The organism is Ruegeria sp. YTSC325, assembly GCF_059609525.1.
In genome coordinates, this window is the sequence record NZ_JBXWLY010000010.1 from 129,330 (window position 1) to 151,148 (window position 21,819).

General features: G+C 57.4%; 24 protein-coding genes. 11 read left to right on the top strand and 13 right to left on the bottom strand.

Features of this window, described 5'->3' with window-relative positions:
* Positions 1-50: 50 nt before the first annotated feature.
* On the bottom strand, positions 51-1,316 hold the full coding sequence (gene clpX / locus AC2FF7_RS15365) for an ATP-dependent Clp protease ATP-binding subunit ClpX (protein WP_170355017.1): 1,266 nt from the start codon (positions 1,314-1,316) through the stop codon (positions 51-53).
* Between the two features lie 135 nt (positions 1,317-1,451).
* Positions 1,452-2,084: an ATP-dependent Clp protease proteolytic subunit gene (locus tag AC2FF7_RS15370; protein ID WP_496905895.1), complete on the bottom strand. Its 633-nt coding sequence runs from the start codon at positions 2,082-2,084 to the stop codon at positions 1,452-1,454.
* 338 nt (positions 2,085-2,422) lie between these two features.
* Here AC2FF7_RS15370 and AC2FF7_RS15375 point away from each other — a divergent pair, with 338 nt between their 5' ends.
* Positions 2,423-2,764, top strand: a complete 342-nt coding sequence (locus AC2FF7_RS15375) for an ArsR/SmtB family transcription factor (RefSeq protein ID WP_170355015.1) — start codon at positions 2,423-2,425, stop codon at positions 2,762-2,764.
* 15 nt (positions 2,765-2,779) lie between these two features.
* Here the strand turns inward: AC2FF7_RS15375 and AC2FF7_RS15380 are convergent, their stop codons facing one another.
* Positions 2,780-3,805, bottom strand: coding sequence for a zinc ABC transporter substrate-binding protein (locus AC2FF7_RS15380; RefSeq protein WP_480866072.1), 1,026 nt, complete (start codon positions 3,803-3,805; stop codon positions 2,780-2,782).
* A 92-nt stretch (positions 3,806-3,897) separates the two neighbouring features.
* On the opposite strand from AC2FF7_RS15380, the gene AC2FF7_RS15385 reads away from it, so the two are divergent.
* Genes AC2FF7_RS15385 through AC2FF7_RS15395 form a run of 3 tightly spaced genes read left to right on the top strand, consistent with a single transcriptional unit; the run spans position 3,898 to position 5,923 of the window.
* Positions 3,898-4,377 (top strand): Fur family transcriptional regulator, encoded by a 480-nt coding sequence (locus tag AC2FF7_RS15385; RefSeq protein ID WP_170753880.1) that lies wholly within the window; start codon positions 3,898-3,900, stop codon positions 4,375-4,377.
* Positions 4,374-5,129: an ATP-binding cassette domain-containing protein gene (locus AC2FF7_RS15390; RefSeq protein WP_480866073.1), complete on the top strand. Its 756-nt coding sequence runs from the start codon at positions 4,374-4,376 to the stop codon at positions 5,127-5,129. The genes AC2FF7_RS15385 and AC2FF7_RS15390 overlap by 4 nt, the downstream gene beginning before the upstream one ends.
* Positions 5,129-5,923, top strand: coding sequence for a metal ABC transporter permease (locus AC2FF7_RS15395; protein ID WP_170355011.1), 795 nt, complete (start codon positions 5,129-5,131; stop codon positions 5,921-5,923). Before AC2FF7_RS15390 ends, AC2FF7_RS15395 begins: the two co-directional genes overlap by 1 nt.
* 284 nt (positions 5,924-6,207) lie before the next feature.
* On the opposite strand, the gene AC2FF7_RS15400 is transcribed toward AC2FF7_RS15395, so the two are convergent.
* From AC2FF7_RS15400 to AC2FF7_RS15410, 3 genes are all read right to left on the bottom strand, one after another.
* A complete protein-coding gene (locus AC2FF7_RS15400; RefSeq protein ID WP_480866075.1) occupies positions 6,208-6,354 on the bottom strand; it encodes a hypothetical protein in 147 nt (48 codons plus the stop codon).
* 165 nt (positions 6,355-6,519) lie between these two features.
* The gene (locus tag AC2FF7_RS15405) at positions 6,520-6,969 is read right to left on the bottom strand and encodes a hypothetical protein (protein WP_234899443.1); all 450 of its coding nucleotides are present in this window, start codon (positions 6,967-6,969) and stop codon (positions 6,520-6,522) included.
* 116 nt (positions 6,970-7,085) lie between these two features.
* Entirely contained in the window at positions 7,086-7,400 is a 315-nt protein-coding gene (locus tag AC2FF7_RS15410; protein ID WP_234899444.1) for a hypothetical protein, read from the bottom strand.
* A 191-nt stretch (positions 7,401-7,591) separates the two neighbouring features.
* On the opposite strand from AC2FF7_RS15410, the gene AC2FF7_RS15415 reads away from it, so the two are divergent.
* Positions 7,592-8,539 (top strand): aldo/keto reductase, encoded by a 948-nt coding sequence (locus tag AC2FF7_RS15415; protein WP_496905896.1) that lies wholly within the window; start codon positions 7,592-7,594, stop codon positions 8,537-8,539.
* Positions 8,540-8,573: 34 nt separating this feature from the next.
* Here AC2FF7_RS15415 and lepA read toward each other — a convergent pair whose 3' ends face one another.
* Complete coding sequence (gene lepA, locus AC2FF7_RS15420) at positions 8,574-10,373, bottom strand: translation elongation factor 4 (protein ID WP_170782809.1); 1,800 nt, start codon at positions 10,371-10,373, stop codon at positions 8,574-8,576.
* A gap of 56 nt (positions 10,374-10,429) precedes the next feature.
* On the opposite strand from lepA, the gene AC2FF7_RS15425 reads away from it, so the two are divergent.
* The 3 genes from AC2FF7_RS15425 to AC2FF7_RS15435 all read left to right on the top strand — a co-directional run bounded on the left by AC2FF7_RS15425 (position 10,430) and on the right by AC2FF7_RS15435 (position 13,031).
* Positions 10,430-11,551 (top strand): hypothetical protein, encoded by a 1,122-nt coding sequence (locus tag AC2FF7_RS15425; RefSeq protein WP_496905897.1) that lies wholly within the window; start codon positions 10,430-10,432, stop codon positions 11,549-11,551.
* 163 nt (positions 11,552-11,714) lie between these two features.
* Positions 11,715-12,023: a hypothetical protein gene (locus tag AC2FF7_RS15430; protein ID WP_170770048.1), complete on the top strand. Its 309-nt coding sequence runs from the start codon at positions 11,715-11,717 to the stop codon at positions 12,021-12,023.
* 66 nt (positions 12,024-12,089) lie between these two features.
* On the top strand, positions 12,090-13,031 hold the full coding sequence (locus AC2FF7_RS15435; RefSeq protein WP_496905898.1) for a LysR family transcriptional regulator: 942 nt from the start codon (positions 12,090-12,092) through the stop codon (positions 13,029-13,031).
* Here AC2FF7_RS15435 and AC2FF7_RS15440 read toward each other — a convergent pair.
* Positions 13,028-13,471, bottom strand: coding sequence for a low molecular weight protein-tyrosine-phosphatase (locus AC2FF7_RS15440; protein WP_170355005.1), 444 nt, complete (start codon positions 13,469-13,471; stop codon positions 13,028-13,030). The two genes, AC2FF7_RS15435 and AC2FF7_RS15440, sit on opposite strands and share 4 nt — an antisense overlap.
* Positions 13,472-13,499: 28 nt before the next feature.
* On the opposite strand from AC2FF7_RS15440, the gene AC2FF7_RS15445 reads away from it, so the two are divergent.
* Both AC2FF7_RS15445 and AC2FF7_RS15450 read left to right on the top strand, forming a co-directional pair.
* Complete coding sequence (locus AC2FF7_RS15445; protein ID WP_480866085.1) at positions 13,500-14,195, top strand: NAD-dependent deacylase; 696 nt, start codon at positions 13,500-13,502, stop codon at positions 14,193-14,195.
* Positions 14,196-14,255: 60 nt separating this feature from the next.
* The gene (locus tag AC2FF7_RS15450; protein ID WP_480866087.1) at positions 14,256-14,864 is read left to right on the top strand and encodes an HdeD family acid-resistance protein; all 609 of its coding nucleotides are present in this window, start codon (positions 14,256-14,258) and stop codon (positions 14,862-14,864) included.
* 80 nt (positions 14,865-14,944) lie between these two features.
* On the opposite strand, the gene AC2FF7_RS15455 is transcribed toward AC2FF7_RS15450, so the two are convergent.
* The 5 genes from AC2FF7_RS15455 to meaB form a co-directional block, all read right to left on the bottom strand.
* Positions 14,945-15,418: a copper chaperone PCu(A)C gene (locus tag AC2FF7_RS15455; RefSeq protein WP_170355002.1), complete on the bottom strand. Its 474-nt coding sequence runs from the start codon at positions 15,416-15,418 to the stop codon at positions 14,945-14,947.
* 41 nt (positions 15,419-15,459) lie between these two features.
* On the bottom strand, positions 15,460-15,810 hold the full coding sequence (locus tag AC2FF7_RS15460; RefSeq protein ID WP_170355001.1) for a hypothetical protein: 351 nt from the start codon (positions 15,808-15,810) through the stop codon (positions 15,460-15,462).
* Between the two features lie 414 nt (positions 15,811-16,224).
* On the bottom strand, positions 16,225-16,512 hold the full coding sequence (gene rpmB, locus AC2FF7_RS15465; RefSeq protein ID WP_008756960.1) for a 50S ribosomal protein L28: 288 nt from the start codon (positions 16,510-16,512) through the stop codon (positions 16,225-16,227).
* A gap of 160 nt (positions 16,513-16,672) precedes the next feature.
* Positions 16,673-17,824, bottom strand: a complete 1,152-nt coding sequence (locus AC2FF7_RS15470) for a Hint domain-containing protein (RefSeq protein ID WP_480866089.1) — start codon at positions 17,822-17,824, stop codon at positions 16,673-16,675.
* Positions 17,825-17,933: 109 nt separating this feature from the next.
* The gene (gene meaB / locus AC2FF7_RS15475; RefSeq protein WP_480866091.1) at positions 17,934-18,923 is read right to left on the bottom strand and encodes a methylmalonyl Co-A mutase-associated GTPase MeaB; all 990 of its coding nucleotides are present in this window, start codon (positions 18,921-18,923) and stop codon (positions 17,934-17,936) included.
* Positions 18,924-19,076: 153 nt separating this feature from the next.
* Between meaB and hrpB the strand changes: the two genes are divergently transcribed.
* On the top strand, positions 19,077-21,509 hold the full coding sequence (gene hrpB, locus AC2FF7_RS15480) for an ATP-dependent helicase HrpB (RefSeq protein ID WP_496905899.1): 2,433 nt from the start codon (positions 19,077-19,079) through the stop codon (positions 21,507-21,509).
* Positions 21,510-21,819 lie beyond the last annotated feature (310 nt).

Here is a 21,819-nt window from a genome sequence, read left to right on the forward strand (position 1 = left end):
TAAGAAAACGGCGCGGAGAACCGCGCCGCATGGATCAGATATGTAAGGTCTTAACCCGCCGAAGCAGATTCGGCCGCATCCGCATAAATGATTAGAGGCTGCGATTCAGATGTCACGGCCTCTTCGTTGACCACAACTTCGGTCACGTTTTTCAGACCCGGAAGCTCGAACATCGTATCCAGCAGGATGTCTTCCAGAATCGAACGCAAACCACGTGCCCCGGTTTTCCGTTCGATGGCTTTCTTGGCAATCGCCTTGAGCGCATCATCGGTAAAGGCCAGCTCGGCATCTTCCAGTTCAAACAGGCGCTGATATTGCTTGACCAGCGCGTTCTTGGGCTTGGTCAGGATCGTGACCAGAGCATCCTCGTCCAGATCCTCAAGCGTTGCCAGAACCGGCAGACGTCCAACAAATTCAGGGATCAGGCCAAATTTCAACAGATCCTCAGGTTCCAGATCCTTGAAAATCTCACCGACGCCACGCTCATCATTGTCACGCACGTCTGCCCCGAAACCCATGGCCGAGCCCTTGCCACGCTGTGCAATGATCCTGTCCAGACCGGCAAATGCACCGCCGCATATAAACAGGATGTTGGTCGTGTCCACCTGCAGGAACTCCTGCTGCGGATGCTTACGCCCGCCCTGCGGCGGAACGCTGGCCACGGTGCCTTCCATCAGTTTCAGCAGCGCCTGCTGTACACCCTCACCCGATACGTCGCGCGTGATCGACGGGTTTTCAGATTTGCGCGTAATCTTGTCGACCTCGTCGATATAGACGATGCCGCGCTGCGCACGTTCGACATTGTATTCGGACGCCTGCAGCAGTTTCAGAATGATGTTTTCGACGTCCTCACCCACGTATCCCGCTTCAGTCAGAGTCGTCGCATCCGCCATGGTGAACGGCACATCCAGAATTCGCGCCAGAGTTTGGGCCAGCAGCGTCTTGCCGCACCCCGTGGGGCCAATCAGAAGGATGTTGGACTTGGCAAGCTCAATATCGCTGCCCGCCTTCTGCGCGTGGTTCAGACGCTTGTAGTGGTTGTGCACGGCCACCGACAGGACCCGCTTGGCCGTGGCCTGACCGATCACGTAATCGTCCAGCACTTCGCAGATATCCTTGGGTGTCGGCACTCCGTCGCTGGATTTCAGGCCGCTGGCCTTTGTCTCTTCGCGGATGATGTCCATGCACAGTTCGACGCATTCGTCACAGATAAACACTGTGGGTCCGGCAATCAGCTTGCGCACCTCATGCTGGCTCTTGCCGCAGAAGCTACAGTAGAGCGTGTTTTTGCCGTCACCGCCTGAATTCGTCGCCATGTTCTACCTTTCGGGCTTCGTCCCTGCGGCCCCGCCCGGGGCCGCGCTTGCCGCATGTTGCTGCAGCTTAGGCCACCACTGAGGCGGCTACAATCTCAAAAATGTACCTCGCGCACGTGACGCGAGGACTTATTCTCAGCTCTCTTCGCCGTCCATTTTCGCACGGTTGTCGACGATTTCGTCGATATGACCCCAGTCTTTTGCTTCTTCCGGGCTCATGAAGTTGTCGCGATCCAGTGCTTTCTCAACAGCCTTTTTTGTCTGCCCTGTATGACGCACATAGATGTCATACAGTCGATCTTTCAGCTTTTGCGTCTCGGCGGCGTGGATCATGATATCGCTCGCCTGCCCCTGATATCCGCCGCTGGGCTGGTGCACCATGATACGGCTGTTGGGCAGCGAAAAGCGCATTCCTTTCTCGCCCCCGGCCAACAGAACCGACCCCATCGAGGCCGCCTGACCGATCACCAATGTCGAACACTTAGGTTTAATATACTGCATTGTGTCGTAAATCGACAAACCGCTTGTCACGACACCGCCAGGCGAATTGATGTAGATTGAGATTTCTTTGTTAGGATTCTCGGCCTCAAGATGCAGCAACTGAGCCACCACCAGATGGCTCATTCCGTCATGGATCGGGCCATTGATAAAAATGATCCGCTCTTTCAACAGGCGCGAGAAAATATCATAGGCGCGCTCACCCCGGCTGGTCTGCTCAACGACCATGGGGACGAGCGTATTCATGTAGGTATCAACGGGATCAAACATTAGGAACCTGCCTGCTTTGCTATGGATCGGGACTTTACCCGAAGAAACGTTACCTGAGTCTTAGTGTTGCCATAGAGGGGCTGCAAGGGGGGCCGGAGACTTCTGATCAACACATTGCTTTTTGTCGGCCATCGGCAGTTGTTTCTGCGTGGCGCGACACCGCCACTGCCCGTTTTCAACTAGGGGCTTCTTTTGTCTGCGGATGCTCTCTTTCCCATCACGTCATTTTGATTCATGCATATGGACAGATTTGGTCAGTATGTGCACTTAAGCGGCTCGAGTAACCGAGTCCGGATTTTACGTAGACCATCGCCCGACTGGGCATAAAGGACAAGATAATGGCACTGGCGCAGGTTAAGCAGGACATACCAAACGATAACATCGAGCTCATTGCAGGAAGCGCGACGCGGGCTTCGAATTTTCTGAAGGCGATCAGCCACGAAGGACGGCTGATGATCCTATGTCATCTTATATCCGGCGAAAAATCTGTGACAGAGCTAGAAGAGTTGCTGTCAGCGCGTCAGGCTGCTGTGTCACAACAGTTGTCACGACTTCGCCTTGAAGGGCTTGTTATGCCGCGCCGCGAGGGCAAGGCGATCTATTACCGCCTTGCTGATGACCGCCCCAAACGCATGCTCGAAGTGGTCTATGAATTGTTTTGTGAGGAACAGACAGCCTGAGCCGAACTGTTAAAATCACGACCCGTTTGCGCAAACCAGAAAGCTCTGTGCCATAGCCTGCAGCAACGTGGGATAGAGCTTCGGACCTGGATCAACAGCGATTCCGACAGGGTCCAGATCAAGGATCGTGGCGCCTGCCCCCTCAATCGCGGTCTCTACCAGCCGGGTGTCGTATTGAGGCTCGGCAAAAGCGCAGTCTATTTGATCTTCTGAAACTTTTTCCCGAAGCGTTGCCAAGCGCGCGGGACCGGGGTTGGCCGCGTCCCCCAAGCTGACAGAGCCTGATGTTTCCAACCCAAAACGCTTTTCGAAATACTGATAGGCGTCGTGGAACGTGATGAAACGATGCGCCTTCATGTCGGCCAAATCTGCGTTGATCTGGTCGCCAAGCAGAGTCAATTCATTGTCGAACGCTTTGGCATTGTCTTGGTATGCCTGCGCATTTTCGATGTCGACCTCGGCAAGAATATTGGCAATCGCAAAAGCCCATGTCCGCGCATTCTCCGGATCAAGCCACGCATGTGGGTCTGTTCCGTCGTGGTCATGAGCATGATCTTCATGACCATGGTCGTCGTGGTCCTTGTGACCAGCATGGTCATCATGATCCGCGTGGTCCTCATGACCATGGTCTTCGTGGTCCTTGTGACCAGCATGGTCGTCGTGATCCGTGTGGTCGTCATGACCACTCTCTTCAACAACATCGCGGTATTCATGCAGGATCGTACCGTCAACCTCCAGCAAAGAAATCTTTTTTGACCCTGCCGACAAAGTGCTCAGCGGCTTGTCCATCCAAGGCGTCAATTCCTCACCAACCCAAAAGACAATGTCAGCAGATTGCAACGCGCGCGCCTCGGACGGGCGCATCGCGTGGCTGTGAGGCGACGCCCCAGGCGGCACGATCAGTACGGGCTCCGCGACACCATCCATAACGCGCGCAACAAGCGAATGAATCGGCGCAATATCAGCAACTACTTTGGGCGGTTCCGCAACAACCTGACTAGCCATAACAGCGCCAAGAACGCATACCGTGGAACGCAGCATAATGCCTCCTGAATGATATGTTATTACATTTACTGGTCGCTTGATATGCCCCACGTTATAACATATCAAGCCACAAAATGACGGAGCCCCTAATGAGTACAGTCGGTTTCAGGCAACATGATCACACGCATTGCGTTCAGACTGCCCTTGCGCAAGCCGAGGCCAAATGCAAAGCGAAACGCTTGCACTTTACGCCTGTCAGGCGGCGCGTCCTAGAGATCCTGCTTGAAAAACATAAGGCCATGGGAGCCTATGAAATTCTTGCAGTGTTATCCACCGAAGGGATGGGGTCGCAACCGCCTGTCGCGTATCGAGCCCTGGATTTTCTGGTTCAAAACGGGTTTGTCCACCGTATCGAACAACTTAATGCATATGCTGCCTGCGCGCATCCGACACACGACCATGTACCGGCCTTCCTGATATGCCGGGCGTGCAAGGCCGTCGCGGAAACAGAAACTGAACTGACTCAGGGCAGGCTGGGCGCTGCCGCGAACACTTCGGGCTTCCAGATCGAACGCGTCGTTGTCGAAGCCGAGGGTCTGTGCCCCGAATGCATAGGATTGCAGGCGTGACAAGAACTCTGATTACGCTGAAAGACCTGTCGATCCGCGCGGACGGCAGAACTATCCTTGAACATGTGAACGCAACTGTCTCGGAAGGTGAGATCGTAACGATTGTCGGGCCAAACGGATCAGGTAAGTCCACGTTACTACGCGCGATGATCGGGGCGGCTTTGCCCGCACATGGGACTGTCAAACAGGCCAAAAACCTGCGGATTGGTTATGTTCCGCAAAAGCTGGCACTGGACGCGGCTTTGCCCATGACGGTTCAACGGTTCCTCAGCCTGCCCCGCCGCGTTTCCGCACGTGACGCCATAACCGCGTTGGACCATGCGGGTGTACCTGACTTGCGAAACCGTCAGATGACCAAGCTGTCCGGCGGCCAGTTTCAGCGTGTCCTTTTGGCGCGCGCGTTGCTGGAGAAGCCGCAATTGCTTCTTCTGGACGAGGCAACCCAGGGGCTAGACCAGCCGGGTGCCGCCGCGTTTTATCAACGTATCGAGCAGGTTAGACACGATCTGGGATGCGCGATCGTAATGGTCAGCCACGACTTGCATGTCGTTATGGCGGCCTCAGACCGTGTGTTGTGTCTGAACGGGCATATCTGCTGCGAGGGCTCTCCGCGCTCGGTCGCAGACGCACCGGAATACCGCGCCTTGTTCGGAAGTGGGACGAAGGGAACAATGGCGCTTTACCAACACCAACATAGTCATTCACACGACCATGGTCACGGCTCGACACTCTCGCAGGAAAAGGCAGACTGATGCTGGATGACTTTATGGTACGCGCGGCCCTCGCTGGTGTCGGAGTAGCCATCGCAGCCGCTCCGCTTGGATGTTTCGTGGTTTGGCGCCGCATGGCTTACTTGGGCGAAGCAACCGCGCACGCTTCTGTGTTGGGAATTGCTCTGGCCCTCGCATTTTCCCTGCCAATTTTGCCCGCGATCATCGTTTCGGCCCTTACAATGGGACTAACCGTAACGCTGCTGAGGGGAAAAGGCTTCGCGATGGATACTCTGTTAGGAGTCATCGCCCACACCGCACTGGCGGCCGGACTGGTGAGCGTCGCACTTCTGTCGGACGTCCGGCTTGATCTGGATGCCTTTCTATTCGGCGACATTTTGGCCGTGGCAAAAACAGACTTGGTGACGATCTGGGTCGGTGGCGCTCTTATTCTGGCCGTGATGGTTCAGAGATGGTCTGCCCTGCTGGTTTCCACACTTAATCCAGACTTGGCCTATGCGTCTGGTATTGATCCCAAACGCGAGGAACTTTGGCTGACATTGGCTATGGCCCTGGCTGTGGCCGTGGCGATCAAAGTCGTGGGTATTCTGCTGATTGCGGCGCTTCTGGTCATCCCTGCAGCGGCTGCACGATCTTTGGTCCGAACCCCCGAAGCCATGGCTGTCTGCGCCGCGATCCTTGGCTCTTTGGCGGCGTTGGGTGGGTTGGCGGGGGCTTATATGGCAGATACGCCCGCCGGTCCCAGCATTGTCTGCGCCGCGGCCCTAGTGTTTCTGGTAACCGGGGTCAGCGGCCCCTACCTTTACCGAAACTGAAACCGCCCAAACCGCTGGTTACATACGGGAAAAACTGCTACGACGCTCAGAGAACAAAACCTATGGAGCAAACGATGATCCGCACTCTACTAATTGGGGCCGCCCTATTGACTTTGACAGCGTGTGAAACGGCAAAAGGTGTCGGGAAAGACATCGGCAAAGCTGGCGACGCGATTAGCAACACTGCAAGTGACGTACAGCAGGCTATTTAACGACTGCGGCATGTGACCTGAAGCCGGTGATACAGCAGCGCATTCTCTACACTCGGTGATGCGATCACCGGGTCAACCAAAAATCTGGCGAACGCGCAGCCACACCATTTTCAGGATTTTCAACAAGTTGGGTCGGACAACGGCTTCGTTTCGCCACACGAGGCTGCGCTGAAGGTCCGCACGGGTCAGGAAACCGATGCCGGGAACACATTCCGACATCGGGCCATCCTGCCCTTATCGCGAGCGATCCAGCCACCGCCCGACCCGTCTCCTCCCTGTGGAGACCAATTTGAGAAGCGCTCCGACCCGGCCGGAATTACCCACTAAGCGCTGCAGATTAACTACAGCCGGTACCCCCTACAGCCCAACCGGACCGGAAACGCTTCAGTTCACCTGACGTTCCAGAACGGTGCTGTAGGTCGTTCCGCGACGCAGGCTACGGAAATCCGCATAAATCTTGCCGTCCTCATACCGGGCATCAATCAGCGCATTCACACCGATCTCGGGATTGGCCGAGCTTTCGACGATGCTGATCCGGGTCGGGTCGTCCAGGCTGATGGTCCCGGTGGCATCCAGCATTCGCCAGTCCTGAGCGGCACTTGACCGCCACTTGCTGGGCCCCCAGAACACATTGTCTTGCTGTTTTTGGATATCCAGCACCCACTCGGCGTTGTTGAACCGGGGCACATCGCCGGTCGTTGTCCGGTTCGGGCCGACGGCAGTATAGCTGCCCACCCACGTCCCGCGCAGGTCGGGCGTGTCGGCCATGGCTGTCGTTGCAAGAGTAAGGCTCGTGGCCAGAGCGGCTGCTCCGGCAGTCATAAATCTGGTCATTGTCTCTTCCTCCGTTTTGTCCAGGCCGGTGCTGGCCTGCTGAACAGATTGGGAGGGTGCAGACGCGTTACAACATTTGTGAAGGAAGCTTCATGAAGGGTTCAGATTGCGGTTAATCAGGCCCACGCCAAGGCGGTTCCGGCGACAACCAAGGCAATCCCGATCCCTTCCCGCATCGAGAAATCTTCACCGAACAAGAAGAACGAGGCAATGGCGATCAGCACAACCTCGGCCCCCAGAATGCCGGTATAGATGATGCCCAACCGCTCCTCGCGCAGCGCGGCAAGCTCCAGCGTTGCGGCGGCCAGCAGGGTTGCCACGATCAACAGGCTAAGGCCGAGGCCGGGGATTTTCCACCAGAACTTCATCGAGATCATGGCAATGGAATAGAGACCTGCCGATCCGAGGGCGATTATGGGGACCATGGACATAGGGGCCTCCTGCCGAAGTTGCCGCTAGGTCACCACTAACAAGTTTTAAAAAGTTGGGCTGTGAGCTGGATCACAGATTCGGATATCCTGTTTGGATTTCAAGTGATTTTACTCAGCCCTCAAGCTTGAAGTGCATAACGGTCCCGCAGAATATTCATATATTCTGATTCGAATTTTCAGGGAGGGGAGCAATGACGACGTTTCACGAAATCGGTCTAACCGGGGTGCGAATTCCTCGAATTGGTTTTGGGTCAACAGGGATAGGTAGCATTCCGCAAATCTATGGTTACGAAGTTGATGAGAATAGGGCGCGAGAAACCTTGCGCACAATACTTATCCGCCCCGACGGGTTTATCGATACCGCCCGCGGCTATGCTATGGGCCGAAGTGAAGACCGCATTGGGAGCGTAATTCGTGAACTCGGTGGTTTGCCAGAAGGCTGTGTATTGTCCACGAAAATCGACCGCGACACGGAGACGAGCGTGTTCGACGCTACCCAAGCGAGGCGGTCTTTAGAACAAAGCCTGAAGGCACTCGGCGTAGACAGCGTCGACATCCTTCACCTCCACGACCCGGAATACGCCGGTGATATGTCAGAGATCACGCGCAGCGGAGGTGCGCTGGACGAATTGTTCAAAATCAAAGAGGAAGGCCTTGCAACTGCCGTTGGTTTGGCCGGCGGACGGCTGGACGTCTTTTCGCCTATGCTGCGCGACTGGGACTTCGATGTTGTGATGACGCATAACCGGCACACACTTGTAAACGTGAATGCTTCACCCCTAATCGAACAAGCCGTTTCCAAGGGTGTCACCGTGTTAAATGCAGCACCCTACGCGGGAGGAATTCTGGCAAGAGGTAGCGCGGTTCACCACTTTTACGTTTACCGGCCAGCAACAGAAGAAATGCTCGCGCCTGTGCGCGCGGTCGAAGATATCTGTGCCCGATACGACGTTCCAATGGGCGCGCTGGCGCTGCAATTCTCGCTTCGAGATGCAAACATTGCTTCAACAGTTTGCGGGGTGACGTGGCCCCAGCATGTAAACCAAACGCTTGAGTGGGCCGATTGGGACATACCTGAGGCGGTCTGGACTGAACTCACCGACCTCGGACAATCGGACGCCGATCCAGAATCCGCGTAAACTTGGACAAACCAAGAGGAAGAAATGGACAGCCTCAGCTGTCCATCTTCAGCGCCGAAATAAACGCCTCCTGCGGGATATCCACCTTCCCGAACTGACGCATCTTCTTCTTACCCGCCTTCTGCTTGTCCAGCAGTTTGCGTTTCCGCGTGGCGTCGCCGCCGTAACACTTCGCGGTCACGTCCTTACGCAGCGCCGAGAGGGTCTCGCGGGCGATGACCTTGCCTCCGATGGCGGCCTGGATCGGGATTTTGAACATGTGGCGCGGGATCAGGTCCTTGAGCTTTTCGCACATCGCACGGCCCCGCATCTCGGCCCGGTCGCGGTGAACCATGGTTGATAGCGCATCGACCGGTTCGTCATTCACCAGCACCGACATCTTGACCAGATTATCCTCGGTATAGCCGGTCATCTGGTAGTCGAAGGACGCATAGCCCTTGGTTACCGATTTCAGACGGTCGTAGAAGTCAAAGACGACCTCGTTCAGGGGGAGGTCATAGACGACCATCGCGCGGCTACCCGCATAGGTCAGATCCAGCTGGATGCCACGGCGGTCCTGACACAGTTTCAGCACGTCGCCGAGGTATTCGTCGGGCACCAGAATGGTCGCCTTGATGCGCGGTTCCTCGATATGATCGACCTTCGAAGGATCGGGCATATCGGCGGGGTTGTGCAGCTCGATCATCTCACCGTCTTTCATGTAGACGTGATAGATCACCGACGGCGCAGTGGTGATGAGCTCGATATCATATTCGCGTTCGATGCGGTCGCGGATGACCTCAAGGTGCAACAGCCCTAGGAAGCCGCAGCGGAAACCAAAACCAAGTGCCGCCGAGGTTTCCATTTCGAACGAGAACGAAGCGTCGTTCAGCGCCAGTTTGTCGATCGCATCCCGCAGGTCTTCGAATTCGGAACTGTCGACGGGGAAGAGGCCACAAAACACCACCGGCTGCGCGGGTTTGAAGCCGTCCAGCGCGTCCTCGGTGCCGTTGCGGTCATTGGTGATCGTGTCGCCCACGCGCGTGTCGCGGACCTGTTTGATTGAAGCGGTCAGAAAGCCAATCTCACCGGGTCCGAGGCTGTCGACCATTTCCATCTCGGGCCGGAAGACGCCCACGCGGTCGACATGGTGCAGGGTGTTGTTCGACATGAACTTGACCCGCATGCCCTTTTTCAGCGTGCCGTCCATGATGCGGACCAGAACGATCACGCCGAGATAGGCGTCATACCACGAATCCACCAGCATCGCCTTGAGCGGCGCGTCGAGGTTGCCCTGCGGTGCGGGCAGTTGCTGCACGATGGCTTCCAGCGTCTCGTGGATACCCTGCCCCGTTTTGGCCGAAACCTGAATGGCGTCGGTCGCGTCGATGCCGATCACATCCTCAATCTGTTCTGCCACACGGTCACAGTCGGACGCGGGCAGGTCGATCTTGTTCAGCACCGGCACGATCTCATGATCAGCGTCGATGGCTTGGTATACATTTGCCAGCGTCTGCGCCTCGACCCCCTGGGTCGAGTCCACTACCAGCAGAGAGCCCTCGACCGCGCGCATCGACCGGCTGACCTCATAGGCGAAATCCACGTGGCCGGGGGTGTCGATCAGGTTCAGCACATATGCCTCGCCATTGTCGGCGGTATAGTCGATGCGGACCGTGTTGGCCTTGATTGTGATGCCGCGTTCACGCTCGATATCCATGCTGTCGAGCAGCTGTTCCTTCATGTCGCGATCCTTGACCGTTCCGGTCTCTTGGATGAGCCGGTCAGCAAGGGTGGATTTGCCATGGTCGATATGCGCGACGATGGAGAAATTGCGGATATGAGCGAGGTCTGTCATGGGTTGGGGATATGTAGAGGAATCGTGGGTTGGTCAATAGAAATGGGTTCAGCATCATGGCGGAAATCGAAGATCAGTATGACTGCGAACGTTGGTTGGCTGGGAATACCCCCAAAGCCCACAATGTTATCGCTTCACGGTCGGCAGTTCGATCATTGCCATCCATAACAGCAGACGAAGGAACTATTTCAGAATCCGTGCTCTTACCATGCCTCCGCGCAGGGATCAGCGCTGTTATCCATTCGGTAGAATTGGATGGCCCCTCGGGGTTTGCAGCTGCAAGAGCAGCCAGCGCGCTTGATACCATAGCTGCTGTAAACGGCAACTCTCCCTCCCCTCTTGGCCACTACTCCGTTTCAGCGGGATGTACCGCCATTCTCGCAGCAGCAAATTGTGCCTTAGCAAACGACACTCAAGCCGAGGCGTTGCAGGCGATAAACAATAGTGTGTTTGTCATCGATGAAGAACTGGCAAAAGCGTTGGACGCAGTAGAATCGGATATGGAGAAGATAGATTCCGGATTTTCAGCGCGGCAAGTCTACCAATATCCGTTATGGCCTCACCATTCTTTGCCGAATGGATGGCGCTATCTTAATGATGAGTTTATTAGCCACCTTGAGGCGACTCCCGAATTTTATACGTTCTGGGCGGATTGGTATCGCGCAATTTTGAATGGTGATCCATTGGACTGGGATTTGCAGCGGCAAGTCGCGACATTGGAGAATAAAGTGTGGGATGCAGGCCCCGAGGCTGTTGCGGCTGAGATTGAACAGATCAAGGCTCGCACAACAGTTGAAGTAGCGTTTGATGACCTCAGAGATAGCTTGAACACTCGGGTCTCCGCTCGCCTCGGCATTGGAGGGAACAACCCTCCCGAGAGCATTCCAGATGCGCATTTAGCCGGTTCAATTACTTTGATCTGGGAGGCCGAGAACGAGCTTTCGGGCGCCTTGGAAGAGGAAAAACCTGATCGTGAGCGGATTGATTCAATCTTGGCAAAGTTCAAGTCGGGATTGGCCGGCTTTCTCAAATGGTGCGCCAGCAAAGGCGATCTGGCGGTCGATACTTTGATCAAGTGGGGCATTCCTGCAATCGGGGCGGGGTATGTCGCTCTATATCCAGAGAAAATCAAGGCATTGATCGAAGCTATCGAGCGGTGGCTACCATTCCTTCCGTGACCGGCACCGTTCTGAGGCCAAGCCTACGGGCTGAGGTGACTCCGACTGGTGGAATCACAATTTTGAAACGCCCGATTGATCCCGAATCCAGTTTGATTCATACTCCGCCAAAGGCCGAGAGGGGCGCAAGATCCCTCCGGGCAGGCAAAAACGAGGCTCGAGCATGAAAAAGTTCCTCCTGATCGCATTCTGCGCTGCGTCTGTGGCAACCACTCCGCTGGCCGTCGGGGCCGCTCAGATCAAACAGGCATGTCTGGCATCCGACCGTTCGGCAGCGACACGCGACCGATGCAGTTGCATTCAGCGCGTGGCCGATCAGGCGCTGACGCGCAGCGACCAAAAGACCGTCTCGAAATGGTTTGCTGATCCTCATAAGGCGCAGGAGTTGAAGATGTCGCGCAGCGCGCGCGATGATGCTCTTTGGGATCGGTATCAGAATTTCGGCCAGATGGCGCAGGCGATCTGTAGCTAAACACCTCAGCATCCTTGACCTGACCCGCCCTGCGCCCCAGAAAAGGCGCAATGAAAGAGGTGTTCGATGGTGATGAAAGGGCTTACTCTGCGGGGACTTGAAGTGTTCGAGGCCTTGGCGCGCACCGGTTCGGTGGCGCAGGCGGCCGAGATCACCGGGCTCAGCCAGCCATCGGTCAGCCAGCAATTGCGCAATCTGGAAAACGCGTTGGGCACCGAACTGGTCGACCACGGACGCCGCCCGATGCGCCTGACGCAGGCCGGACGCAGCTTTCTGGCCCGCGCCGAGACCGTTCTTGCCGAATTGCAAATGGCTCAGAGCGAGTTGACCGTGATGGATCTGGGCCATCTGACCATCCTGTCCATCGGGCTGATCGACGATTTCGACAATGACCTGACGCCCCGGTTGGCGACATTGCTGGCCGACAGCCTAACGCGTTCGAAATTCAAGCTGATCACCCTGCCCAGCCTGGATCTGTTTGCCGATCTCGAGGCACAGCGCCTGCACATGGCCGTATCAGCCCATTCAGGTGAAGTGCTTGAAGGCGTTGCCGAATACCCGCTGGTGCAGGACCCGTTCATTCTGGTTACCCCTAAAGGAGCGCAGGATGCAGTGCAGACCCTACCCTTTCTGCGTTATGCCCGTGAACAGCTTATCAGCCGCCAGATCGAGGCACATCTGGCCCGCCAGAAACTAGAGTTCGAGGAACGGTTCGAGATCGGTTCGCACCTTGCGTTGATGGCGATGGTCGCGCGCGGCCTTGGCTGGGCTATCACCACACCCTTGGGTTTCATGCGCGCCGCCCGGTTCCACGACGGGCTTGAGGCGCACCCTGCCCCGTTTGGGGACTTTTCTCGAATGATCTCGCTGTTCACCCGCACCGACTGGTCCGATCAGGTTCCGCAAGAGGTGGCCGATATGATGCGCCGACTGATGCGCAGCCAGATCGTGGACCCGGCCTTGACGCAACTGCCTTGGCTGGACGGTCGGCTTAAGGTGATGGCCTAACCACGCAGATGAGCGGCGAGGCCTTCCACAGCGGCCTCGATCAAGTCCAAAGCTCCGTCAAAATCACGGGTGTAATAGGGGTCGGGCACATGGTCCGCGCCGGTTTCTGGGGCAAAATCGGTCAGCAAGCGGACCGGAGTGTCGCTGCCCTCGGGGCGCAGATCCTCAATATTGGCGATGTTGTCGGCATCCATGCCAAGGATCAAATCAAACCGGTTGAAATCCTCCGCCACAAATTTCCGGGCGCGCAAATCGCCCAGTGCTACCCCCCGTACCATTGCTGCCTTCTGCATCGGCCCATAGGGCGGGTCGCCGACATGCCAGCCCGAGGTCCCGGCGCTATCAGTCGTATGATGTGGTGCACGGGCGCGAAACACGCCCTCGGCAGCGGGTGAACGGCAGATATTGCCCAAACAGACAAACAGGATACGGTGGCTCATGCACCAAGGTGTAACGTGTGAGGTAGGAATGGAAAAGATTGTCATCCTGACCGGAGCCGGAATCTCGGCCGAAAGCGGGTTGGGCACATTTCGGGACGAAGGCGGGCTTTGGTCTCAGCATCGGATAGAAGATGTCGCTACACCCGAAGGGTTTGCGCGTGACCCGGCCTTGGTACAGGGGTTCTACAATGCCCGCCGCACACAGGCGGCGAACGCGCAACCCAATCCGGCCCATCAAGCGCTGACCCGGTTGCAACGCAACTGGCCCGGTGATGTTGTGATCGTGACCCAAAACGTAGATAGCCTGCACGAAGCCGGCGGGGCCAAAAACGTTCTTCATATGCACGGAACTCTTGCAGGGGCGCTTTGCGCCGCGTGCGACCACCGCTGGGTTGCCCCCCCGGAGATGTCCGTGGGTGAATCCTGTCCCGCATGTGCCGCACCGTCTGCCAGACCCGACGTAGTTTGGTTCGGAGAGATGCCTTATCACATGGAAACCATCTACGATCACCTTTCCGAGGCTGCGATCTTTGCTTCGATCGGAACTTCTGGGCAGGTCTATCCGGCCGCCGCTTTCGTGCACGAGGCTGCCAATGCTGGTGCACGGACCGTCGAATTAAACCTTGAACCCTCGGATGGCGCGTCCAGCTTTGAAACGGTCATCCTCGGCCCGGCGTCGGAAACAGTCCCACGCTGGGTCGACGACCTGCTGGGGCAACAATAGACGTCAGATACAAAAGAGATTTATTGTATACTGAACCCGCGACCACAACCGGAGGCCCACATGACCGACCCTCATACGCCGCACGAAGAAATCCTTGATAGCCACAGCCTGGACGGTCGCGAAGCGATGGGAGAGCAGCTGGCCAATCTGTGGTGGACTTTTTTGTTGCGCGGCATTCTCGCCGGTGTGTTGGGGGTTGCAGCGTTGTTCTGGCCGACGGGCAGCATTTCGCTTCTGTTGCGTCTAGTCGGTCTGCTACTGGTGCTTGACGGCGGCGTCACCCTGTTTGGGTTCGGTCGACGCGGCCTGATCGGAGGATTCGGAATAGGCGCTTTGCTTATTGGGCTGGTCCTTCTGATCTGGCCCGAGGGCGTGGCGCGACTGACCTTCTTCCTTTTGGGTGCATGGGCCCTGATTGCTGGCGTCGGTTCGCTGGCAGCGTGGCGACAAATACCGGATCAGCATCCAGATTCGGCAACCTTCCGCAATTCAGGGATCGTCGCGTTGCTGATTGGGCTGGTTCTGATGTTCTGGCCAGGCAGCGGAATGGTGGCACTGGGCTGGGCCATTGCGTTCTCGGCGCTGGCCTTCTCGGGGGTCATGATCTTCCTCGCATTGCGTTTCAAATCCGCCCGCGACCGCGTTTCGATGCGCGTCGTCAACCGCTAGACTCGACGCAAACAGGCCGGGCTCAGCCCGGCCTGACGCGTGGATGACCGCCGCAAAGCGGCGCGAAGACGCGCGTAGCTTCAGTGCGAATGCGACCCGTGCCCACCAGCGTCGTGACGCTTCAGATCAACCGGAATGTCGACCTCGACCTCGCCTGCCTTTTCGAAGATCAAAGTGACGGGGACAGTGGATCCTTCTTCGAAAGGCGCCGTCAGCCCCATGAACATGACGTGGTCCCCTCCGCGTTTCAGCGCACGAGCTTCACCCGCCGGGATCACGAACCCTTCCTCGACATGGATCATCTTGGCAACGCCGTTGGCATCAACCTCATGCGTGTGCAGTTCAACCCGCGCCGCAGCCTCAGATTCAACGGCGATCAACCGGTCATCTGCGTCACCGGTGTTTTCGATCATCATGAACGCCGCACCGGCTTTGGCAGTCTTGCCGGACGAACGCGCATAAGCATCTTCGACTGCAATCGAATCCTGTGCCACTGCGGCGGTTGCAATGGTGGCGGCGGCCAGAGTGGCCAATAGTTTGAATGAAAAGCGCATCTGGCTTCTCCTGCTTTAAGTGTCTGAGAATAAGTTGATTGTCAGAACACGACAGGAGGAGCCCGCGCAGGGTGATGTGGAATTGGTGCCGCAATCAGGTTGCGGCGTGTCCGTGCGGGTTGAACCTGATCGGGCTTTGGCGCTTCGGGCACGCGGGACGAAACATCAAGGACCGCCCCAAGCAACGTCATCGCATAGTCCGGACAGAAATGCGGAGGCTGCGTGGGTTGTCCATCCGCATCCGTATAGACGACCACAGGGCCGTCTCCGGTACACAAGACCATCTGCCCAACGGCAGTTTCCATGCCCCTAGACGCGGCTACTCCTTGCCCGGTGAGCAAGACAAGCAGCGACAATACAAAAGGCAACGTCTTATGCAGAACAGCTTTCATTTCGCCTTTGATATAGGCCGGACGTTAAGAGGGCTTCAAGCGCAATCGAATACGCTTGAAGCCCGTGGGTCAGGAGGAAAGTATCAACCGTCCCGTTCGGTACGCTTGACAGACCCTTTGGTCAGGCTTGTATGCAACCTGTTCACCTGACGTTGCATCCGAAAACATGTCCCAAAGGTTTTGCCGAAAAAAGCGGCCAACAGGGAGAAAGATTCGAGAGATTTGAAAGACATGAGAATGATCTCCGTCGGATGAATATGCTTAAACATAACGTCATTCAGACCGGAGGTATGTGAACAAAATCACTCCATATCCACGGATTGTCACCAAATCGCGCTTTTTGGCTTTGATGCAATAGAAAAGGCCCTGCGCCATCATGGGTACAGGGCCGAATATTTTACATGTGAAAAAGGCTTAGGCCGAGGCTTGTGCCTTGGCGATTTCCTTTTTCACTTTCAGCGCGTTAGCCGACAGTTCGTCGTCCTTGGCTTTGGCCAGGAACGCGTCCAGACCACCGCGGTGGTCGACCGAGCGCAGAGCAGCCGCCGAGATGCGCAGCTTTACGCCACGACCCAGGGTTTCCGACTGCAGGGTAACGTCGTTCAGGTTCGGCAGGAAACGACGACGAGTTCTGTTTTTGGCGTGGCTGACATTGTTGCCAGTCATCGGGCCTTTTCCGGTCAGTTCGCAACGGCGCGACATGGTTTCTTCCTTTGTTTCTGGAGGCCCGGCATAACACCTCGGCCAAATCACAAGGGGCGCAACCCGAAGTCGCGCCCGAAAACTGGTTGGATGCGTGTAGTGGGAATCGACGGAAGGGTCAAGACGGATCGCGCGGATTCTTTACGCCAACTTTGTTTGTTCAGCCAGCAGGTCCCGATTGCGACCACAAAAGCGGTTTACCGTTTTTAAGATGGCGTTCCAACAACCGGGCTTGCTGCCGTGCCTCAGGTATCAATCTGGCGGTTTCTCGTGTGGGAAGACCCTTGGCCAAGTCTGGGAAAATCTCGAAAATCTCACGCCGCGCATTGGGGTCCAACGCCCGCAACGCCTCAACACCGGTGAAAAGGCTTTCAGTCGGCGCTCCTCCGGCAAAAACAACTTGATGCTCACCAAACAGCAGGTGGAAATACTCTACCTCATCCACGTTCTCGTCAACGAAAATTCCGGGCGTATCAACAAGTCTGATCGCGGCAACAAGAACTTCAGGCGCACCAAACATCCGCTGCGCGATCCGGGACCGCACCAGCATTCGATGCTGTCGCGATACCAAAAGGTCTTCGTGCGGCAGGCCATCACCAAGCGCCCCTGCTAATATACGAACTGGTCGCAGACGAGGGTTGGCCTGTAAATCTGCCTTGAAAATGCTGCGTCGCCCAATCCATCGCAGCGCTTGCACGCCTTGTCCTAGCGTCAGAACTTCGTCCCCAACCCTCAGCGTCTGGATGCAACGGTCACCTTTGGGCGTCAAAATCTTGGTGTCTCGAGTAAAGCACGGCACGCCCGACCCGTTTTCGAAAGCACTGTATGTGACGGTTGCGCCCGACGGCAGCGTGAACGTGCCACTGGACACTGAATAGGCAACGCCGGCCTCAACCGTGAACGTACCGAATGTGGCGTCGTTAACGACCGTACCTTCCGGTAGGTTCAGCGTGTCTGTACCGCTTCCGCCGACGACGTCATCGCTGACGGCCGTACTGCTGAAATTGAGCGTGTCATTACCCGCCCCAAGCCTGATAGAGCCGACATTAGACCCGCTGACTGTTATCGTATCGGAATTTGCACCGCCCGAGACTCGTCCAATCACAGTACTATTGGAAATGACGATGTTGTCGTTACCCGTATTCCCAACAACGTTGTCGGAAATCGTGCTGTCCGTGACCGTGATATCGTCATCGCCGCCTCGACCGCGAATGTTATCAATAGGAGACCCTTGCGGAGTGCCGTTCAGCGTCCCGCTGTCGTTTGTGACGTCAATATCATCGCCACTGTTGGTCCCATTGATACGAGGCATAGTCTCAGGTCCTGCGATTTATGCGATCAGGATACCATCTTTACGCGCATTCGACAGCCCCCTGCACGCAGCACGGGAAACTCGGTTTCACATCACGCAATTCTTGTCTTCAGGAGTATCCCTGGCCCGGCATCAGGTTCGATAACAGTGTTTCTGCCGCCACTGACGGGCTTAGTCCGTCTTCTCGAACCGCGTTGCCCAGCCGTTCCATCTCGGCGCGGACCTGTGGGGTCGAAAGCCGCGACAAGAGCGCATTGCGCACTTCCTGTTCAAACCAGAACTGCGCCTGCTCCGCTCGGTTCGTGGACCAATACCCGCTTTCCTTGCGCCAATTTGTTAAAGAGCGCATTTCGTCCCAGGATTGCTCAAGCCCATGCTCTTCAACCGCAGAGACCGTCATGGCCTTGGGGAAACCTTCAGGGTCCTGCGGGCGCTTTCTCAGCAAACGCAGCGCTCCTGCATAGTCGGCACAGGTCCGTGTGGCCGTTGCCTTGAGATCTCCATCCGCCTTGTTGACAAGAATAATGTCGGCCATCTCCATAATACCGCGCTTGACCCCTTGCAGCTCGTCCCCACCTGCAGGGGCCAGCAGCAAAAGAAACAGGTCTGACATCTCGGACACCACGGTTTCCGACTGCCCTACTCCAACCGTTTCAATCAAAACCACGTCAAACCCAGCTGCCTCGCACAGGGCGATGGCTTCGCGCGTTCGACGCGCAACACCGCCCAAATGGCTTTGGCTGGGGGAAGGTCGGATAAAGGCGGCAGGTTCCCGGCTTAGGCGCTCCATCCGGGTCTTGTCGCCCAAAATCGAGCCCCCAGAACGGGTCGAACTGGGATCGACGGCCAGAACCGCCACGCGCAATCCCTGACCGATCAGCATCATGCCAAAGCTTTCGATGAACGTGGATTTACCGACGCCCGGCGTACCTGACAGCCCAATCCGCAATGCCTGTCTCCCCGCGCCTGCGAGACGCGCCAGCAATTCGCTGGCCTGCGCTCGGTGGTCGGCGCGGCCGCTTTCTACCAAGGTTATTGCACGGGCCAGCGCGCGCCGATCCCCGTTTAAAATCCTGTCACTCAGGCTGTCTATTTCCATTTTAACCCCGATCTTTTGCGGCACGACTACTTGCCGTCGCTGAAGCCGATTTGTCCAGACCGGACTGCGCCGGAATCCGTCTGGATGTAAGCAGGTCGTCACCCGCAAACCACAGAACTGGACGCGGCCCGGTGCTTGGCGGATAAAGCCCGCATGACTCGCCTGCCCATTGAAGACGCCATCCCCGATCTGCTGGACGCCCTACGAGCTTCGGGGCGCGCCGTGCTGCAAGCGCCCCCGGGCGCGGGCAAGACGACTCGTGTGCCTTTAGCAATGCTCGAGGCAGGGCTGTGCGCTGACAAGATCGTGATGCTGGAACCCCGTCGGCTGGCTGCCCGTGCCGCAGCGGAACGCATGGCCGAAACGCTGGGCGAGCGCGTGGGGGAGACTATCGGCTACCGGGTGCGTGGCGAGGCAAAAGTGTCCAAATCCACCCGGATCGAGGTTGTGACCGAAGGCATTCTGACCCGGATGCTGCAATCTGACCCCGACCTGCCCGGCGTCAGCGCAGTGATCTTTGATGAATTCCACGAACGGTCCTTGAATGCCGATCTAGGGCTGGCGCTTTGCCTCGAAGTGATGGGCGCGCTGCGCGACGATCTGATCCTGCTGGCAATGTCCGCGACATTGGACGCTGAACCGGTCGGACATTTGATGGGCGCTCCGCTAGTGACGTCTGCGGGCCGCAGTTTTCCGGTCGAGACACGCTGGCTGGACCGCCCGCTTGGTCCGCAAGCACGGCGGTTGGACGCGTTAGTCGATCTGGTGGTTCAGGCCGAGCGTGAAACGGCAGGTGGGATGCTTGTGTTCCTGCCCGGGGAAGGTGAAATTCGCCGCGCTGAGGCCGCTTTGGCCGGACGCTTGCCTAACAGATGCACGCTGCGCCCCCTGTTCGGCGCAATGCCCTTTGCAGCACAATGCAAGGCCATAGCTCCGATTGAGGAGGGGCGTAAGATCGTTCTTGCCACGTCGATTGCCGAAACCTCTCTGACCATTCCAGATATTCGAGTTGTGGTCGATATGGGGCAGGCGCGACGCGCGCGGTTTGATCCGGGCTCGGGGATGTCCAGGTTGGTCACCGAACGCGTCACACGTGCCGAGGCCACCCAGCGCGCAGGCCGCGCGGGGCGCGTGGCAGAAGGGGTCTGCTATCGCCTTTGGTCCAAAGGAGAAGAGGGCGCGCTCGCGGCCTACCCCCCAGCCGAGATCGAAGCCGCCGACCTAACCGGTCTGGCGTTGGAGCTTGCGCTTTGGGGGGCTGAATCAAACGACCTCGCTTTTCTGACCCCTCCGCCCGAAGGCACCATGGCCGAAGCCCGCAGCTTGTTGACCATGTTGGGCGCTTTGGACGGCAAGGGGCGGATCACCGATCACGGACGCGCCCTTTCGGCCCTGCCCCTGCATCCCCGGTTAGGCCACATGCTAGAGCATGCCGGGTCGGACGCATCCTCTCTGGCCGCGCTGATGGCCGAACGAGACCCGCTGCGCGGCGCGCCGACCGATATGTTGCTGCGGCTAGAAGCACTACGCGATCTGCGCGCTTTTCAGCGCAATCGCATCTGGCAAGTGAATTCGGGGGCAATTGACCGCATAAAGGTCGAAGCCAAGCGGCTGCGCCGAAATGGAAAGCCATCTGATCTGAGCCCCGCAGCCATGGCTGCGCTGGCCTACCCCGACCGTATCGGCCAGCGTCGCAAGGGTGACGATCCGCGATATGTTTTGTCTGGCGGAAAAGGTGTGGTGTTGGACAGTGCCGACACTTTGGCAGCGAGCCCTTATCTGGTTGTCACAGACACCGACGGCAACCCCCGTGAGGCGCGTGTGCGCATGGCCGCGCAAATATCCGAGCGCGAAATTCGCGATCTGTTCGCGGATCAGATCGACTGGGTTGATAGCTGCGTCTGGTCCAAACGGGACCGCCGCGTTGTTGCGCGTCGGCAAAAGCGGCTGGGTACCATAACTCTGGACGACCGCATTTGGAAAGACGTGCCCGAAGACATACTGGCTATGGCAATGCTGGACGGAGTGCGCGATCTGGGTCTGCGGCTGAACGGCGCATCGGCGCGTCTGGCCGCGCGGGTCGAATTGGTCAGGGCCGAGGGCGTTGACCTGCCCGATTTCTCACCTGACGGGCTGGCTGCGTCGTTAGAGGACTGGTTGCTTCCGATGCTCTCGGGCGTGCGATCGGCTGACGACTGGAAAAAGTTCGACCTGCTACCTGCATTGCGCGCCCGGTTGGATTGGAACCAGACAAAGGAACTGGACCGGCGCGCACCCGGATCATTCGAAACACCTTTGGGTCGGAAAGTGCCGATTGACTACGGCGGTGCGGCCCCCGAAATCTCGGTCCGGTTGCAGGAGCTGTTCGGAGTAACCCGCCATCCGATCGTGGGCGGCGAGCCCCTCAAGATCACTCTGCTGTCCCCCGCCCAGCGCCCAATCCAGATTACACGGGACTTACCGGGGTTCTGGGCCGGCTCATACGCAGATGTTCGCAAAGATATGCGCGCCCAATATCCCAAACACCCGTGGCCAGAGGATCCAACCCAAGCTGATCCGACACTGCGCGCAAAACGCCGACGTTGATCCGCTTGTGACAGTCTGATCCTTTTCCGGGCACAAAGACCGCCAACACGGATCAAACCTTCACCCGTTCATTGAACATATACCATTTCGTTGTTATGTGCTGCTCCGAGGAGGCGCCCTAACCACAGGGCGTAAGAGCATGACAAAATGGCTGCACAATATTTGGGAAGAGGTCGCAAGACCTCTGATCCTGCGCCCGCGCAGGGTGCAATTTGCCGCGTTGTGCACTCGGAAACCACAGGGCGTAAGAGCATGACAAAATGGCTGCACAATATTTGGGAAGAGGTCGCAAGACCTCTGATCCTGCGCC